Source organism: Mesorhizobium quangtriensis (genome assembly GCF_040081925.1).
In the GTDB taxonomy this organism is placed as follows: domain Bacteria; phylum Pseudomonadota; class Alphaproteobacteria; order Rhizobiales; family Rhizobiaceae; genus Mesorhizobium_K; species Mesorhizobium_K quangtriensis.
The window spans coordinates 849,498-864,791 of sequence record NZ_JBEBMF010000002.1 but is presented as its reverse complement, the minus strand read 5'-3'; the positions used below and the strand labels follow the sequence as shown (position 1 = coordinate 864,791).

The window sequence follows — 15,294 nt, the reverse complement described above, 5'->3', positions numbered from 1 at the left end:
AAGGGATTTCATTTGGGTAGGCTCAATGCCGGGATCGTACCGGTCACCGCGTTCCAGCAGAACTGCACGATCCTCTTCGACATGGATGACAAGACTGGCGTCGTGATCGATCCGGGCGGCGACGTCGACAGGATTCTGGAGGCGCTCGAACAGAACGGCATCAAGGCCGGTGCGATCTGGCTGACCCACGGCCATATCGACCATGCCGGCGGGGCGATGGAACTGAAGGAGGCGCTCGGCGTCGACATCATCGGCCCACACGAGGCGGACAGGCAGCTACTTGAAAACATCGAGAACCAGGCGAGGATGTTCGGAGTGGGCGACGCCGTGCGCAACTGCACGCCCGACAGGTGCCTCGTCGAGGGCGACAGGGTTTCGTTCGGGGGGCACGAATTCGAGGTGCTGCACTGCCCCGGACATGCCCCTGGCCATGTGGTCTTCTACAATCGTGCCGCGAAGTTCGCGCATGTCGGCGACGTGCTCTTTCGCGGTTCGATCGGCCGAACCGACCTGCCGGGCGGCGATCACGCCGCGCTGATCCGCTCGATCAAGGAAAAGCTGTTGCCGCTCGGCGACGATATAGGCTTCATCTGCGGCCACGGCCCGGGCGGCCAGTTCGGCGAGGAACGGCGCAGCAATCCGTTCCTCGTCTGACGGCAGTCTTTCGCCACACAGCTTCGGCTAGTTGGCGACGCAGAAATGTTCGCGTCCGTCATAGCCGACGAAGGTGCCGCTTTGCGGATCGAAGCTGCGGTAGCGGTCGGAGCAGTATTCGTACCAGCCCCGGCTCCACGGTTCGAGGCTACCGCCATAATAGACGGTCTGCGGATAGTCGCGGACCGGACGCGGGCGCGGCTGGCGGTAGGGGTTTTCGTAGATAGGTTCAGGTTGAGACTGCGCAGCCAGGCCTACGACAAGTGCGCCGGCGGCGAGCCCGAGAATGCCTGCGACCGCCAGGTCGTTGTTGTTCTTCGAATAGTAGCGATCGTTGCCGCCATGGTGACGCCAGTAGCGATCGCCGGCATTGGCGGCGGGCAAGGCGGCGAGGGTGGTGGCGGCGACCGCGACGGACAGGACGACGGTCTTGAGAATGCGGTTCATCTTGGTCTCCTTCGGACCGCAGCCAGATCATGGACGGCGCGGCCAATGGTCGAAGGATAGGGAGACCAAGCTGAATGCCGGCTGAACGACCGGCAATGGCACCAAGACGCGAGCCGCACGTGTTGCGGCGCTTCGGTCACGGACGAAAAGACAGTCTGGCGCCGTCGAAACGGCGTCGCCAGTCAGAGAACGGTCAGGTTGACCGCTTTCGGGCCTTTGCCGCGCTTGTCCGGCTCGGTGTCGAAACTGACCTTCTGTCCATCTTCCAGTCCCGGCAGGCCCGACGCCTGCACCGCCGAAATATGGACGAATACGTCCTTCTCCCCGCCTTCCGGCGTGATGAAGCCGAAGCCCTTTGCGTGGTTGAAGAACTTGACTGTGCCGGTCTGCGGCATGGGAAACTCCTCTATCCCATCTTCGTGCTTGCCAGCGGGAAACCCGATCCCGGCTGGTTCGGCTTTCACCGGAGGAAGCTGACAAGATACCCGCGTCGGGACCTATTGATCCTCGTTTCGCGAACGCCCGTACCCCTTGTCGCGGGCGCAGTCCCCTGCCATTTCCGGGCCGGTAAAGTGCCCGAAGTTAAAATGTTGGTTTATTTTTGGGCCACGGGCAAGTGGAAACTTATTCCAAACTGCCTGCAAAGCTACGTAAACCCTACGTAAGTTGAAGTAATCTTACAGTCTCGCGTGACTATCCAGCCTGTTTCCCGATGGCTGGGCCGGGCAGATTATCGCTTAGTCGGCCAACCAAAAAGGGCACGGCTAATGCCGTGCCCTTCAAGATAAATGCGATATGGTTGCTGGCGCTGTGCCTACGAGGCTTTCAGGTTGACCGCCTTGGGGCCTTTGCCCATACGGTCGGGCTCGACGTCGAAGGTGACCTTCTGGCCGTCGATCAGGGTGCGCAGCCCCGATTTCTCGATGGCCGAGATGTGGACGAAAACGTCCTTGGCGCCGCCATCGGGCGTGATGAAGCCAAAACCCTTGGTGGCGTTGAAGAACTTTACGGTTCCGGTCTGGGACATGGGAGAACTCCTTCACCCGTTGCTTGCTCTGGTCCCTGATCCGCCGCTTCGCCCGGCAGGCAGGTCCCGGTTTCGTCTTGGCGGTTCATGCATTCGCGCATGCAACAACCCCCCGCCAAAGCGGGGCCGTCAGATATTCACAGCTTCGGGGAAAGGGCCGGTCAAACGTTCCACTCTCCGGGTCAGTAAACGCCCGAACGGCGGATTTGTCGCATAAATGCGCCGTTTTGACAAGATGTCGCACTGCGTTGCGGGCCAGACATTCCGACATTTCGGAACTGGCGCCCCCCGCGCATAGTGGCGAGCGGCGGTGCGTGTGGGTTATCGCTTGAAATAATCGCAAGTCTGTGAAGCATTGCACGGGGGGCAACGAGGAGGATTTTCATGCGTTGGACTGCTATTGCGCGCGGGTGCGCGGCGATCGCCGCGGCCCTTGTCTTTCTGTCGTCCTGCGTGGTCGTGGAGGAACCCGGGCCCGTTCGTCGGGGTCCAGCCCCGGGATTTTGTACTCGCGAATACCAGCCGGTCTGCGGGCAACGCGGCGATACGCGACGGACCTTCTCGAACGCCTGCGTCGCCAACCAGTCCGGCTTCCGGGTGGCCCATCGCGGAGAATGCCGCCGGGGAGGAGGCAGCCAGCCGCCGCAGGCGTGCACGCTTGAATTCCGGCCGGTCTGCGCCCAGCGCGGCAACACGCAGCGTACGTTCTCCAACTCCTGTATGGCTGACGCATCCGGTTTCCGCGTACTCCATCGCGGGGAGTGCCGCAGCGGCGGCGGGAGCCAGCCTCAGGTCTGCACCCGCGAATATCGTCCCGTCTGCGCGAGGCAGGGTGGACAACTACGCACCTTCGGCAATTCCTGCGAAGCAGACGCCGCCGGCTGGCGCGTGATCAGACCCGGCCGATGCTGAACGCGGGCCGAGGCTGAGTTGATAATCGCCGCTCCCGGCAATCCTGACGGGAGTGGCCTGGTCAGTTAACCTGGCGGACTTCGCGCACCTGGCAGTTGTCACCGACATGGCGATGACGGATCTTCACGCCGTTGATGCGGTGGGTGCGGACGTCGCGGTGACAGTCGGCCTGCGCGTGCCAGTAGTCGTCTTGCCGCTTTTTCTGATGCTTCTTCTGATAGTCGAGCGGCTGGCCGGGACTCGCGGTCGAGGGCAGTTGCATGGTTGGCAGCGTGGTGTCGGCGCCCGCGACCGTGACACCCGACATCACGAGCCCCGCTGCAAGAAACAAAGGTCCAATGCGCATCACAACCTCCGGCTGACCGGCGTCATATAGTGCGCATTGGTTCCGCTTTCCTGCCCCACGGGTCGCGGTGGTTAATTTTCCGGCTAGGCCAGCCGCCGGAACTGATCAGTTTTGGACCACAGTTTCGAAGCCGCCAAAAATCATGCGCTTGCCGTCGAAGGGCATCTTGTCCATCTCGCCGACCATACGCGGGTCCTCCATGACGAGCTTCATGATGCGGTCGCGGTCCTGTCGCGACTTGTAGGTGATCCAAGAGAAAATCACTGTTTCGTCCTCCGTCGCCATGACCGCGCGCGGAAACGAAGTCAGTTCGCCGTAGGGCACGTCGTCGGCGACCGTCTCGACATAGCTGAGCGCGCCATGCTCCATCCAAACGGTGCACCCCTTGCGCGCCATCTCCTTGTATTCCTCGAGCCTGGCCTTGGGCACGGCGATTACAAATCCATCGACGTAGGTCATGTGCGTTCTCCTTGATTGTCGCTTCAAGGACGAACGGACCGGCGCCAATCCGACACCGGTCCGTCGATTCCAGTCTGGCTTAGCCCTCGCAGTAGCGGACCGGGCCGATCTGGACGCAGTTGCGTCCGCCCTGATCGTAGCGACGCAACACGCGGACGCGGCAGTCCGGCCCGACATGGCGGTGGACCACGCGGCCGATACCGGGGACGTAGTGCCTGCGGGCGTCGCGGTGGCAGTCCCTTGGCCGAGGCCCCGGTCCGCCGTCGACCCGGACAGGCCGGCAGTCACGGCGGTGACGATGCTCGACCGTGCGGCCGAACTCAGGCACATAGTGCCTGCGGACGTCGGAATGGCAGCCCCTGACCGGGACGACCAGACTTGCGGGCGCCTGAACGCCGGGGTTTACGGCGGGGGCTGCTCCTGCCGGCGCGACAAAGGCCAAGCTGACGGCCAGGCAGGCCGCCGATGCCATGGATAGAATTTTCATAAGCGTTTCCTCGAGATGCGTCCCAACGGGCCGCTAACGCATCAACCGGGGAAAGGTTCACGGAACCGTGCAGATCGCGTTCAGACCTGCACGCCCACCTACCCCAGCTCGTCGGCGTCCCCCCGATCGGCAAGCAAAGCAAGGTCTTCGGCGGTGAGATGTCGTGCCTTGCCCTTGGCGAGGTCGCCGAGCGGCAGCCGCCCAATGGCAACGCGGATCAACCTCAACACCTCAACGCCATTCGCTTCGAGCAGGCGCCGGATGTGGCGGTTGCGACCTTCGTCGAGTTCGATTGCCAGCCACGCATTGCGTTGGCCGGCGCGCAGAAGCTCGACCGACCTGGCGTTCAATGTCTCGCCTCCGACCGTAGCGCCGGCGCGCAGCCGCTCCAGCAGCGCCTCGTCCGGCACCGCGCCGATCTGCACATGATAGAGCTTGTCGACTCCCGACAAGGGGTCGAGCAGGCGATCGGCCCAGCGCGTGTCGTTGGTCATGAGGATGAGACCCTCGCTCGCCTTGTCGAGACGTCCGACCGGCGAGACGAAGGGCAGGTCAAGTCCGTCGAGGCAATTATAAACCGTGCCTCGGCCTTCGGGGTCGTCGCGCGTGGTCACTAGACCGCGCGGCTTGTTGACCATCAGGTAGACCTTGCGTTCCTCGACAACCCGTTTGCCGTCGACGGCAATGGTGTCGCGGTCCGGATCGACGCGTCGCTCGGCATCGCGAACCACCTCGCCGCCAACCGTGACCCGGCCGGCGGCCACTAGCGCTTCGGCCTGCGTGCGGGAGCAATAGCCAAGCTTGGAAAGCGCGCGATTGAGGCTGACTCCGGCGGAACGCGGCCGGTCGCCGGCAGATCGTCGTGCCGCAGGCTTCATCGGAGGCTAGTGTCCGGGCCTTCCGGTCTTGCCGGTGCGCTTCTTGCGGTTCGCCTCGTCGGCGGGGTCCTCATAGGAGCCGGCGCCGATCTTGGCGCGCTTGACCGGCTTGACGCCTTCGACTGGCTTTTCGGTGCGGCGCACGGTCATCTCGTCCAGCGAGTTCTTGCGGAACAGCGACGAGCCATCGTCGCGGACGCCGTAATCGGACTGGTGCGCCTCGCTGGCGGACTGTTTTTTGAACAGGGAGCGCGGTACGGCGCCGGCCGGGACGGTATGATCGCCCGACGTGCCCATCTCGTCGAGATCAGGCTTTTTGAATAGGTTCGGTCGCGCGGCCTTCGCCGCCGCTTCCGCCGCACGCGCTGCATCCATCTGGCGAAAACGCTCCTGCTCCTCTGCCGTGCGATGCCTGGCTACGCCCTTGTTGTGCTTGCCCTTCTCGCGGCCACTCGACGGGCTCTGCCCCTCGACCTCGCGCGCCAGCGGATCGTCGGAGACGGCAAGCTCCAGTTCGGTCAGGCGCTTGATCTCGTCGCGCATGCGAGCGGCTTCCTCGAAATTGAGGTCGGTCGCGGCGTCGCGCATCTTCTTCTGCAGGAATTCCAGATGCGCCTTGAGATTATTGCCGACCATGTTGCCGTCGGCGGCGAAGTCCGAGATGTCGGGGCGGACGTGGTCCTTTTCATAGACAGAGTCGAGAATATCGGAGATGCGGGACTTCACGCTCTCCGGCGTGATGCCGTTGGCTTCGTTCCAGGCGAGCTGCTTCTCGCGGCGGCGGTTCGTCTCCGCCATCGCCCGCTCCATCGAGCCGGTAATGTTGTCCGCATACAGGATCACCTTGCCGTCGACGTTGCGCGCAGCGCGGCCGATCGTCTGGATAAGCGACGTCTCCGAGCGCAGGAAGCCTTCCTTGTCGGCGTCGAGGATGGCGACGAAACCGCATTCAGGGATGTCGAGGCCTTCGCGCAGCAGGTTGATGCCAACCAGCACGTCGAACGCCCCGAGGCGCAGGTCGCGCAGGATTTCGATGCGCTCCAGCGTGTCGATGTCGGAGTGCATGTAGCGCACGCGCACGCCGTTCTCGTGCAGGTATTCGGTCAGGTCCTCGGCCATGCGCTTGGTGAGTACCGTCACCAGCGTGCGATAGCCCTTCTTCGTCGTGTCGCGGATTTCGCCGACGACATCATCGACCTGCGTCTTGGCCGGGCGCACCTCGACAGGCGGGTCGATCAGGCCGGTCGGGCGGATGACCTGCTCGGCGAAGACGCCACCGGCCTCTTCCATTTCCCAACTGCCGGGCGTCGCAGACACCGCAACCGAGAGCGGCCGCATGGCGTCCCATTCCTCGAAACGCAGCGGCCTGTTGTCCATGCAGGACGGCAGGCGGAAGCCGTATTCGGCAAGCGTCGCCTTGCGGCGGAAGTCGCCTCGATACATGCCGCCGATCTGCGGGATGGTGACATGGCTTTCGTCGATGAAGACCAGCGCATTGTCAGGGATATATTCGAACAGCGTCGGCGGCGGATCGCCCGGCCGGCGGCCGGTCAGGTAACGTGAATAGTTCTCGATGCCGGCGCAGGAACCGGTCGTCTCCAGCATCTCCAGGTCGAAGCGCGTGCGCTGCTCCAGCCGCTGCGCCTCAAGAAGACGTCCAGCCTTTTCAAGCTCTTGCAGGCGATACTGCAGTTCTTCTTTGATGGACTTGATGGCTTGATTCAACGTCGGGCGCGGCGTCACGTAGTGCGAGTTGGCATAGATCTTCACTGACTTGAGGTCGCCGGTCTTCTGCCCGGTGAGCGGATCGAACTCGGTGATGCTCTCGATCTCGTCGCCGAACAGGGAGATACGCCACGCCGAATCTTCGAGGTGGGCAGGGAAGATCTCAATCGTGTCGCCGCGAACCCTGAACGAGCCGCGCACGAAGTTGATGTCCTGCCGCTTGTACTGCTGCGCGACAAGGTCGGCGAGCAACTGCCGCTGGTCGAGCCGGTCGCCGACCGTCATCTGGAAGGTCATCGCCGTGTAGGTTTCGACCGAGCCGATACCGTAGATGCAGGAAACCGAGGCGACGATGATGACGTCGTCGCGCTCCAGCAGCGAGCGAGTCGCCGAGTGGCGCATGCGGTCAATCTGCTCGTTGATCGAGCTTTCCTTCTCGATGAAGGTGTCGGTACGCGGGACGTAGGCTTCCGGCTGGTAGTAGTCGTAATAGGAGACGAAATACTCGACCGCGTTGTCGGGGAAGAACTTCTTGAACTCGGCGTAGAGCTGGGCGGCCAGCGTCTTGTTCGGCGCGAGGATGAGGGCGGGGCGCTGCGTCTCCTCGATCACCTTCGCCATGGTGAAGGTCTTGCCCGAGCCGGTGACGCCGAGCAGCACCTGCGTGCGCTCCGCCTCGTTTACGCCTGAGACGAGATCCTTGATCGCCTGCGGCTGGTCGCCGGCCGGCTGGAAGTCCGACACCATGGTGATCGGCACGCCGCCTTCGGATTTCTCCGGGCGTGCGGGGCGGTGCGGCACCCATAGCTCGCCATTCTTGTGCAGCGGGTTGCCGCTCTCGATGAGATCGGCAAGCGCCTGCACTGTTGCGGTAACGCCGGAGTTGGAGAGCTTGTCGACGTCCTCCAGGGCGATGTCGAGGCCGGGCACCGGGTTCAGGCCGGCGGCCGCGCGCTCCTTCGGGGTCGCCGCGCCGCCCATCGACGTGCCGCGCCCACTGCGGGTTGGCGCGGACGAGCGCTCGGGGATTTTTTTCGACGGTTTTTGGGATTTGCCGGTCTCTGCCTTCGAGGGCGAGATGTCAGGCTGGACGGACGTATCCGCCTCTCGCGCAATCTGATCGGCCCAATCCGAGATCGAGCCTGAAAGCGGACGGCCCGAAAGCTCGGCTTGCGGCGCTTCGGCAAACCCCTTGCGCTCCAGCGGAACGGCCGCGTCGAGATAGTCCGTCAGCGGGTTGCCGCGCTTGCGATAGGACGCTGCGCCGTCGGTCGCCGGCGGCTTCTTGTCAGGGGTTTTGGCCATGTCCTGAATATGGGGCGAGTCAGGCGGAATGAAAAGTGCCGGTTGGCTTGCCGCAACGCCTGGACGGACATTCCTGACAGGAGGTTGTCAGGAGCGGACACCGAGCCCAAAAGCCGCTATAGAGGCTTGGTCAATCGGAGGGGGCGATGAAGGCGGACGATTTCCTGCCCGGCGAGGATGTTATCGCCGGCATCAAGGCGGACATGGACCGCTACGAGGCCGAGCGGACCCGCGTACACAGGTCTCTCCTGTGGCGTGTGCCGTTGTTCGACGGGCTAACGCTTCTCGTCATCTTCGGGCTTGCTTGGCTGGCCAACGGGCTCGCCCATCCGCAGGAGTTGTGGTTCTCGACGCCCCACATCTTCATCTACATGTTTGGCTTCGCCGCGCTGCTGTTCATGCATGCGCAGGCGGTGAAGCCGGCGAAAAATCTGCAACAGGCGCTGCGCGACCGCGCCATTCCGGTCATCTTCCGGTTCATCGAGGACATCAAGTACGGCCACGGGACCACGCCCCTCTCCTATGAAAGGTTGCCGCGCGAGATGCTTGGCGCGTTCAACCGACAGCAATTCGACGACGTGATCTCCGGACGCTACGAGGATTTTCCGTTCGAGCTCTATGAGGCGACGTTGCGACAAAAGTCCGGCAAGTCGAGCTCGGAGGTGTTCAAGGGCGTCATCATCGCCTTCCAGACGCCGACGCCGTTCAAGGGCGTTCTCTTCGCGGCGCGCAAGTCCGGCAAGGTCGCCGGCTTCTTCCGTGGCCTGTTCGGCGAAAAGTTCAAGGAAGTGCAGAGCGGCAACGCGGCGCTGGACGAGATCTACGAGTTCCGCACCGACAATGTTGCGGCCGCACAGCCGCTGGTGGGCGGCAGGCTGGCGCAGGCGCTGGAATGGCTGGTCGAAACATGGCCGGAAAGCCCGGCGCTGGTCGCGCTGAAGGGCGATGACGGCTTCCTGCTCATCCCGCAGAAGAAGAATTTCTTCGAGCTGCCCGGCATCTCGCAGCCGCTCGACTACAAACTTCACGTCGAGCCGATGGTAGCGGATATGGCGGCGCTGCTGGCGACGGCATCGCTGGTGCGCAAGGTCGGCGGCAGCGACGATCAGCCAGCAGGGCCAGCTCAAAAAGAGTAGGCGCCGGGATTGCTCCCAGCGCCTCCCTGTCAGACCCTGGCCTTCGCTCGCATCCACCGCCCGAAGGACGTGGAGCCGCGCTGGTCCCTTGTCTTGACGGTCCGGCAGGGCGCTTCCCGAAAGATTCGCATCTGCCCGACCAACGCCCGCATCTCCCGAAGGGTCTGCTGACGCGCCATCGAAAGACTTTCCCGGTCCTTCATGGCAGCATCGGTCCGCCGTACGCGCTTGCACGCTTCCCGCGGTCCCCGGTCGTCTGACTGGCGCGTCACGGGAAAACCCGTCGCCTTCCTGTCCCGTTTCCGGGTCCCCAGGTTGCTCCCTCACTTTCCCTTCGCCTTGCGGCTCCGTTTCCGTGGGGGCCTGAGATGGGTTGACCGTACGTCAGGGAAGTCAGCTGGGGAATGGCCCGAGGCCTGTGGAAAACGGGATTATCGGGGAACGCCGGCTAAAATTTCCTGCGCTTGCCGTTGGCCCTGAACTGACACAGGGTGCGTGCGGGGAGGATGGCGATGAAGGTGGGCGTCATCATGAATCCTGTCGCGGGAGGCGGCAGGCTGAAGCGCCGGTGGCCGGAGATCGGCGTGGCGCTGAGGGAGATGTTCGGCGAGGTCGATCTGCGCGAGACGCAGGCGTCGGGTGACGGCGTGACTCTGGCGATGGACCTTGCCGCCGGCGGTTGCAAACTGGTGATCGCGGCAGGCGGCGACGGCACGGTTGGCGAGGTTGCCTGCGGCCTGATCACGGCAGGCGCGGAAGGGCATGCGGCTGCGCTTGGTGTCCTGCCATGCGGCACTGGAACGGATTTTGCACGCGGGCTGGGGCTGCCCTCGAAAGACGAAGCTGCGCTGCGGCGCATTGCCGACTCGCCGGGTCGCAGGATCGATGCCGGCCGTGTCTGCTACATTGATGACGATGGCCGTCTGGCCAGCCGGCATTTCGTCAATATCGCGAGCCTCGGCCTGTCAGGGACGGTTGCCCGCGCCGTCAACGCGGACGAACGTAAGGGCCGCGTTTCCGCCAAGGCACTCTACTTCTGGCGCACGGTCACGGCTTTCGTCCGTTATCGCTTCCAGCACGTCCGCATCACGATCGACGACGGCGAACCCATGGAGGCGCGGGTCGCCCTGGTGACGGCGGCCAACGGGAAATTTTTCGGAGCCGGCATGATGGTCGCGCCGGATGCCAAGGTCGACGATGGCTTCTTCGATGTCGTGATGCTGCGTGCGGCCGGCAAGCTCGGCCTGATCCGCGATATCCGACTGCTTTATGGCGGACGGCATCGCAACCATCCGGCGATCACGATTTTCCGCGGCCGCAAGCTCCTGGTCGAGCCGTTGGACGGGACTGCCCTTCTGGTCGAGGCCGACGGGGAGCCGCTAGGCCAGGCGCCGGCGACTTTTGACATCCTGCCCGGCGCGCTGACGCTGAGAGATTGAATCAAGTCACTGCCGGTTTGATTCTACCCGGCGGATCAAGTTTCTGTTTTTGCAAGTAAATCGGTCATACCTCCAGTTTCGAAGGAAAGCCTGGCGCACGCAGGTCGGTCCCGGTGGCGTCTTCCAGAAGCTTCACGATCTGCGTCGACCATGCGTTGCCGCCATAGGCCTCCTTGCCTTCCTCGAAGATCGCGTTGACGCGAGATGCCAGGTCCAGCGGCGCGCCGAATTCCTCGCCCATGGCGAGCGCGAAGCCGAGGTCTTTCAGCGCGAGGTCCATGGTGAAGCCGATGTCGTAGGAGCCGTTCAGGACGAGCTGGCTTTCCGTCTCGTGGACGAAGCTGTTGCCCGACGAGGCGACGATGGCGTGGTAGGCCTGCGCGAGATCTAGCCCCCCGCGCTTCGCCAGCATCAGTGCTTCGCCGGCCGCGACGAGATGGATGAAGGCCAGCATGTTGGTGATGACCTTGATGACCGCCGCCGAGCCGATCGGCCCCATCAGGAAGCTTTTCGCGCACATCGCCTCGATCGCAGCGCGGTGTTTTTCGTAGAGCGCGGCGTCGCCGCCGACCAGTGCGGTGATCTTTCCAACCGCTGCCAGATGCACGCCGCCGGTGACCGGGCATTCCAGCGTCTCGACGCCCGCTTCTTTCGCTATGCTAGCGAGCCTGACGATCTCCTCGCGGCCGTTGGTGGACATCTCGATCCATGTGCCGCCTTCGGGCAGGCCTTCGAGCAGACCGGCCGGCCCAGCCAGCACCGCCTCGCTCACCGCGGGCGAGGGCAGGCAGGTGATCGCGTTGCCCGCGCGGGCGGCCGCCGCTGCGGGGCTCGCTGCAGCGCTCGCACCCATCGCCACCAGCCGCGCGACCACTGCAGGGTCGCGGTCATAGACGGTGACGTCGAAGCCGGCGCGCAGCAGCGAGGCGGCGAGGTTGCCGCCAAGATGGCCGAGGCCGATGAAGGCGTAAGCTTGCTTTTTCATGTCAGTGGCGTCGGCCGCATCTCAAGATGCAGCGCCTTGCCGTCATAGGGATGTGCCTCGCAGACGGCCTCGTCGAGTTCGACGCCCAGCCCCGGCTCCTTCGACGGGATGACGTGGCCGTCGTGCCAGTCGATCTTCTTCTTCAGAAGCTTTTCGTGGAAGCCGTCCCATTGCTTCAGCGATTCAAGGATCAGGAAGTTGGGCAGCGTCACCGCAAGCTGGATGTTGGCCGCGCCGACGATCGGCCCGCAATAGCAGTGCGGCGCAATCTGGATGTGGTAGGCCTCGGCCATGGCCGCGATCTTCTTCGTCTCGAGGATGCCGCCCGAGCGGCCGAGGTCCGGCTGCAGGATCGTCGCCGCACGCGTCTCGATGACACGCGCGAACTCGAATTTCGTCGTCAGCCGCTCGCCGGTTGCGATCGGGATCGACGTGCCGCGCGCCACTTCGGCCATCACCTCCGGCATATCCGGCGGCACCGGCTCCTCGAACCAGAGCGGGTCGTAGGGTTCGATGGCCTTGGCCATGCGCAGCGCGCCCGACGCCGTGAACTGGCCGTGCGTGCCGAACAGGATGTCGGCTTTGGTGCCGACCGCCTCGCGGATCGCCTTCAGCATGCGCGCCGACAGGTCGATGTCGATGAGACGGGGCTGGTGGCCGTCGAAGGCGGTATAGGGACCAGCCGGGTCGAGCTTCACCGCATCAAACCCCTGCTGCACGTAGAGTGCCGCGCATTCCGCAGCCATGTCCGGGTCGTTGTAGACGTTCTTCGGCGCGACATCCTCGGTGTGGACGCTGCCCGTATGAGGGTAGAGATAGGTGTAGCTCCGCAACGTCTCGTGCACCTGCCCCCCGAGCAGCTTGTAGACCGGCTTGTCGGCTTCCTTGCCGATGATGTCCCAGCAGGCCATCTCCAGCGCCGAGAAGCAGCCCATGCCGGAGACGTCCGGCCTCTGGGTGAAGCCGGACGAGTAGCAGCGGCGGAAGAACACCTCGATGTCATGTGGGTCTTGCCCGACGAAATAACGCTCCGCCATGTCCTCGATCATTCGAGCGGTGACATGCGCCGAGAACGTCGCGTTGTAGGCCTCGCCATAGCCGACGACGCCGGAGTCGGTCGTGAGCTTCACGAAGATGAAATACTTGCCGCCAATGCCCGGCGGCGGATTGCCGACGACCCAGGTCTTCACGTCGGTGATTTTCATGGCTGCATCCTGTCGCTGTTTCCTCTCCCCCGCGAAGCGGGGGAGAGGTGGCCGCGAAGCGGTCGGTGAGGGGGTCTATCTCTTGTCATTGGGATTGGCCGAAACGCCTACAAATCTCATCTCGAATGACTCGACGTCGCCATTCAGTTTGCCTGTCAGGGCCGCCAGAATCGTTTCGCAAACGGGCTCGATGTTCGTGATCACGTCGGTGTTCCAGAAGCGCAGTGTCGCGTATCCTTTTTCTCGCATGTATTCCTCGCGCCGCCGATCTGTTTCGCTTTCCGCATGCTGACTTCCGTCGACCTCGACGACAAGCTTATGTTGCCTGCAAAGGAAATCGGCAATGAATGGACCAATCGGACACTGACGAACGAATTTGAAGCCGCAGAGCCGTCTATCCTTCAATTCGTTCCACAACAGCGCCTCGGACATGTTGTCTCCCAGACGGAGCTGCCTCGCCCGAGTGGTCGCGCCTGATCTGCGCCTTGTTCGGCTGCCTTCCTGCATTCCCCCTCACCGACCGCTTCGCGGCCACCTCTCCCCCGCTTCGCGGGGGAGAGGAAGTCGCGCTCATCCACAATCCTCCAGCACCATGTCGGCGCCCTTCCAGCCCGTCATGATAGACGCGGCGTTGGTGTTGCCCGAGATATTATCCGGATAGATCGAGGCGTCGATGACCCGCAGGCCGGCGATGCCGTGGACCCGCAGGCGCGGATCGACGACGTTGTTGCCGGCGTCCGGACCCATGCGGCAGGTCGAGACCGGGTGATAGACAGTGCCGGAGCGCTTGCGGAAATCGAGGATTAGGTCTTCGTCGGAGGTGATCGACGGGCCGGGCAGCACTTCTTCCTCGATGATCTCGGCCAGCGCCGGCTGGGCAGCGATTTTCCGTACGAACTTCACCGCCGCCAGCATCTCGGCGACGTCCTGGTCCGTCGAATAGGCGTTGGGCGTGATCCTCGGATAATCGCGCGGGTTGGCGCTTCGGATCATGATCTCGCCACGGCTCGACGGCCGGCAGTTGGAGAGGCCGACGGAAAAGCCGGGCCACGGGTCGGGCGTCAGGATCGGCCGTTCGCCGCTCTTCGGGATAACGGTCGAAAACGCCTGGAAGTAGAGCTGCATGTTCGGCCGCGTCATCGCTGGGTCGGTGCGGAAGAAGCCGCCTGCCGCGTTCATCGACAGCGACAGCGGGCCGCTGCGCAGCAGCAGGTATTGCATGCCGACCAGCATCTTTCCCCACCATGGCCGCAGGATCTGGTTCAGCGTCGGCTCGCGTCCCTTGAAGCTGTAGTTGATGCCGAGATGATCCTGCAAATTCGCGCCGACGTGATCGTTCGCATGGACGACCGGGATGCCGAGGCCCTGCAGCAGCGTGGCCGGGCCTATCCCCGAAAGCTGAAGCAGTTGCGGCGAGTTCACCGAGCCACCCGACAGGATCACTTCGCGTCCGGCGCGGACGATATGCTTTCGCCCGTGCTGCTCATATTCGATGCCGACGGCGCGGCTGCCCTCGAACAGAATTTTCGTCGCCAGCGCATGGGTTTCCACCCGCACATTCGCGCGCTTCATTGCCGGCCACAGGAAGGCGCGTGCCGCCGACATGCGCCGGCCGTTCTTCGCGGTGATCTGGTAGACGCCGGCGCCTTCCTGGCTCGCACCGTTGAAATCGGGGTTCAGCGGCAGCCCGGCCTGCTCGGCGGCTTTCAGGTAGCGCTGGGTGAGGGGATGGACAAGCGGCCGGCAGTCCTGAACATGCACCGGCCCACCGGCCCCGCGCCATTCGTCCGCACCGCCCTCAAAATCCTCGATCGCCTTGAAGGCCGGCAGCAGGTCGGCATACGACCATCCCGGGTTGCCTGCGGCTGCCCAGGCGTCGAAATCCTCGCGCTGGCCCCGGATCCAGACCATGGCGTTGATGGAGCTCGACCCACCCAGAAGCTTGCCGCGTGGCCAGTGGTCGGCATTGCCGGCAAGGCCGGGGTCCGGCTCGGTGCGGTAGTTCCAGTTGACCGCAGGGTCGTAGAAGGTCTTGCCGTAGCCGAGCGGCATCTGGACGTAGAAACGGCGGTCGGTGCCGCCCGCTTCAAGCACCAGCACCGAAAAGCGGCCGCTCGCCGACAGGCGTTCGGCAAGGACCGAACCCGCCGAACCCGCTCCGACGACAATGAAATCATAAGTCTGCATGCGAACGCTTTGCCCGTGAAGCCCGCCGAAGCTAGTCCGGGGCGAATGCTTGCGTCACGCGGCTTCCGGCATACCCTGTGGAAAATGCGACCGCAGGGCTGC

The 15,294-nt window shown here is 63.8% G+C and carries 16 protein-coding genes; 4 read left to right on the top strand and 12 right to left on the bottom strand.

Going from position 1 to position 15,294, the window contains the following annotated elements; translation table 11 throughout:
* Positions 1-12: 12 nt before the first annotated feature.
* Positions 13-654, top strand: a complete 642-nt coding sequence (locus ABMA32_RS12680; RefSeq protein ID WP_349014120.1) for an MBL fold metallo-hydrolase — start codon at positions 13-15, stop codon at positions 652-654.
* Between the two features lie 27 nt (positions 655-681).
* Here the strand turns inward: ABMA32_RS12680 and ABMA32_RS12675 are convergent, their stop codons facing one another.
* The 3 genes from ABMA32_RS12675 to ABMA32_RS12665 form a co-directional block, all read right to left on the bottom strand.
* Complete coding sequence (locus ABMA32_RS12675; protein ID WP_349014119.1) at positions 682-1,101, bottom strand: BA14K family protein; 420 nt, start codon at positions 1,099-1,101, stop codon at positions 682-684.
* Positions 1,102-1,283: 182 nt separating this feature from the next.
* A complete protein-coding gene (locus ABMA32_RS12670) occupies positions 1,284-1,496 on the bottom strand; it encodes a cold-shock protein (protein WP_121581102.1) in 213 nt (70 codons plus the stop codon).
* 419 nt (positions 1,497-1,915) lie between these two features.
* A complete protein-coding gene (locus ABMA32_RS12665) occupies positions 1,916-2,128 on the bottom strand; it encodes a cold-shock protein (RefSeq protein ID WP_349014118.1) in 213 nt (70 codons plus the stop codon).
* Positions 2,129-2,512: 384 nt separating this feature from the next.
* On the opposite strand from ABMA32_RS12665, the gene ABMA32_RS12660 reads away from it, so the two are divergent.
* On the top strand, positions 2,513-3,040 hold the full coding sequence (locus ABMA32_RS12660) for a Kazal-type serine protease inhibitor domain-containing protein (protein ID WP_349014117.1): 528 nt from the start codon (positions 2,513-2,515) through the stop codon (positions 3,038-3,040).
* Between the two features lie 61 nt (positions 3,041-3,101).
* Here the strand turns inward: ABMA32_RS12660 and ABMA32_RS12655 are convergent, their stop codons facing one another.
* The 5 genes from ABMA32_RS12655 to uvrB all read right to left on the bottom strand — a co-directional run bounded on the left by ABMA32_RS12655 (position 3,102) and on the right by uvrB (position 8,240).
* Positions 3,102-3,386, bottom strand: coding sequence for a hypothetical protein (locus ABMA32_RS12655; RefSeq protein ID WP_349014116.1), 285 nt, complete (start codon positions 3,384-3,386; stop codon positions 3,102-3,104).
* A gap of 105 nt (positions 3,387-3,491) precedes the next feature.
* Positions 3,492-3,845, bottom strand: a complete 354-nt coding sequence (locus ABMA32_RS12650; RefSeq protein WP_349014115.1) for a DUF1428 domain-containing protein — start codon at positions 3,843-3,845, stop codon at positions 3,492-3,494.
* 79 nt (positions 3,846-3,924) lie between these two features.
* Positions 3,925-4,332 (bottom strand): hypothetical protein, encoded by a 408-nt coding sequence (locus tag ABMA32_RS12645; protein ID WP_349014114.1) that lies wholly within the window; start codon positions 4,330-4,332, stop codon positions 3,925-3,927.
* Between the two features lie 98 nt (positions 4,333-4,430).
* Positions 4,431-5,210: a pseudouridine synthase gene (locus ABMA32_RS12640; protein WP_349014113.1), complete on the bottom strand. Its 780-nt coding sequence runs from the start codon at positions 5,208-5,210 to the stop codon at positions 4,431-4,433.
* A gap of 6 nt (positions 5,211-5,216) precedes the next feature.
* On the bottom strand, positions 5,217-8,240 hold the full coding sequence (uvrB, locus tag ABMA32_RS12635; protein ID WP_349014112.1) for an excinuclease ABC subunit UvrB: 3,024 nt from the start codon (positions 8,238-8,240) through the stop codon (positions 5,217-5,219).
* 146 nt (positions 8,241-8,386) lie between these two features.
* Here uvrB and ABMA32_RS12630 point away from each other — a divergent pair, with 146 nt between their 5' ends.
* Positions 8,387-9,376: a hypothetical protein gene (locus tag ABMA32_RS12630; protein WP_349014111.1), complete on the top strand. Its 990-nt coding sequence runs from the start codon at positions 8,387-8,389 to the stop codon at positions 9,374-9,376.
* Between the two features lie 512 nt (positions 9,377-9,888).
* Positions 9,889-10,815 carry a diacylglycerol/lipid kinase family protein gene (locus tag ABMA32_RS12625; RefSeq protein WP_349014110.1) on the top strand — a complete coding sequence of 309 codons (927 nt, stop codon included), beginning with the start codon at positions 9,889-9,891 and terminating at the stop codon, positions 10,813-10,815.
* Positions 10,816-10,879: 64 nt separating this feature from the next.
* Here the strand turns inward: ABMA32_RS12625 and ABMA32_RS12620 are convergent, their stop codons facing one another.
* From ABMA32_RS12620 to ABMA32_RS12605, 4 genes are all read right to left on the bottom strand, one after another.
* Entirely contained in the window at positions 10,880-11,800 is a 921-nt protein-coding gene (locus tag ABMA32_RS12620; RefSeq protein ID WP_349014109.1) for an NAD(P)-dependent oxidoreductase, read from the bottom strand.
* Positions 11,797-13,005 carry a mandelate racemase/muconate lactonizing enzyme family protein gene (locus ABMA32_RS12615; RefSeq protein ID WP_349014108.1) on the bottom strand — a complete coding sequence of 403 codons (1,209 nt, stop codon included), beginning with the start codon at positions 13,003-13,005 and terminating at the stop codon, positions 11,797-11,799. Before ABMA32_RS12615 ends, ABMA32_RS12620 begins: the two co-directional genes overlap by 4 nt.
* 75 nt (positions 13,006-13,080) lie before the next feature.
* A complete protein-coding gene (locus ABMA32_RS12610) occupies positions 13,081-13,512 on the bottom strand; it encodes an endonuclease domain-containing protein (protein WP_349014107.1) in 432 nt (143 codons plus the stop codon).
* 63 nt (positions 13,513-13,575) lie between these two features.
* On the bottom strand, positions 13,576-15,192 hold the full coding sequence (locus ABMA32_RS12605) for a GMC family oxidoreductase (protein ID WP_349014106.1): 1,617 nt from the start codon (positions 15,190-15,192) through the stop codon (positions 13,576-13,578).
* Positions 15,193-15,294 lie beyond the last annotated feature (102 nt).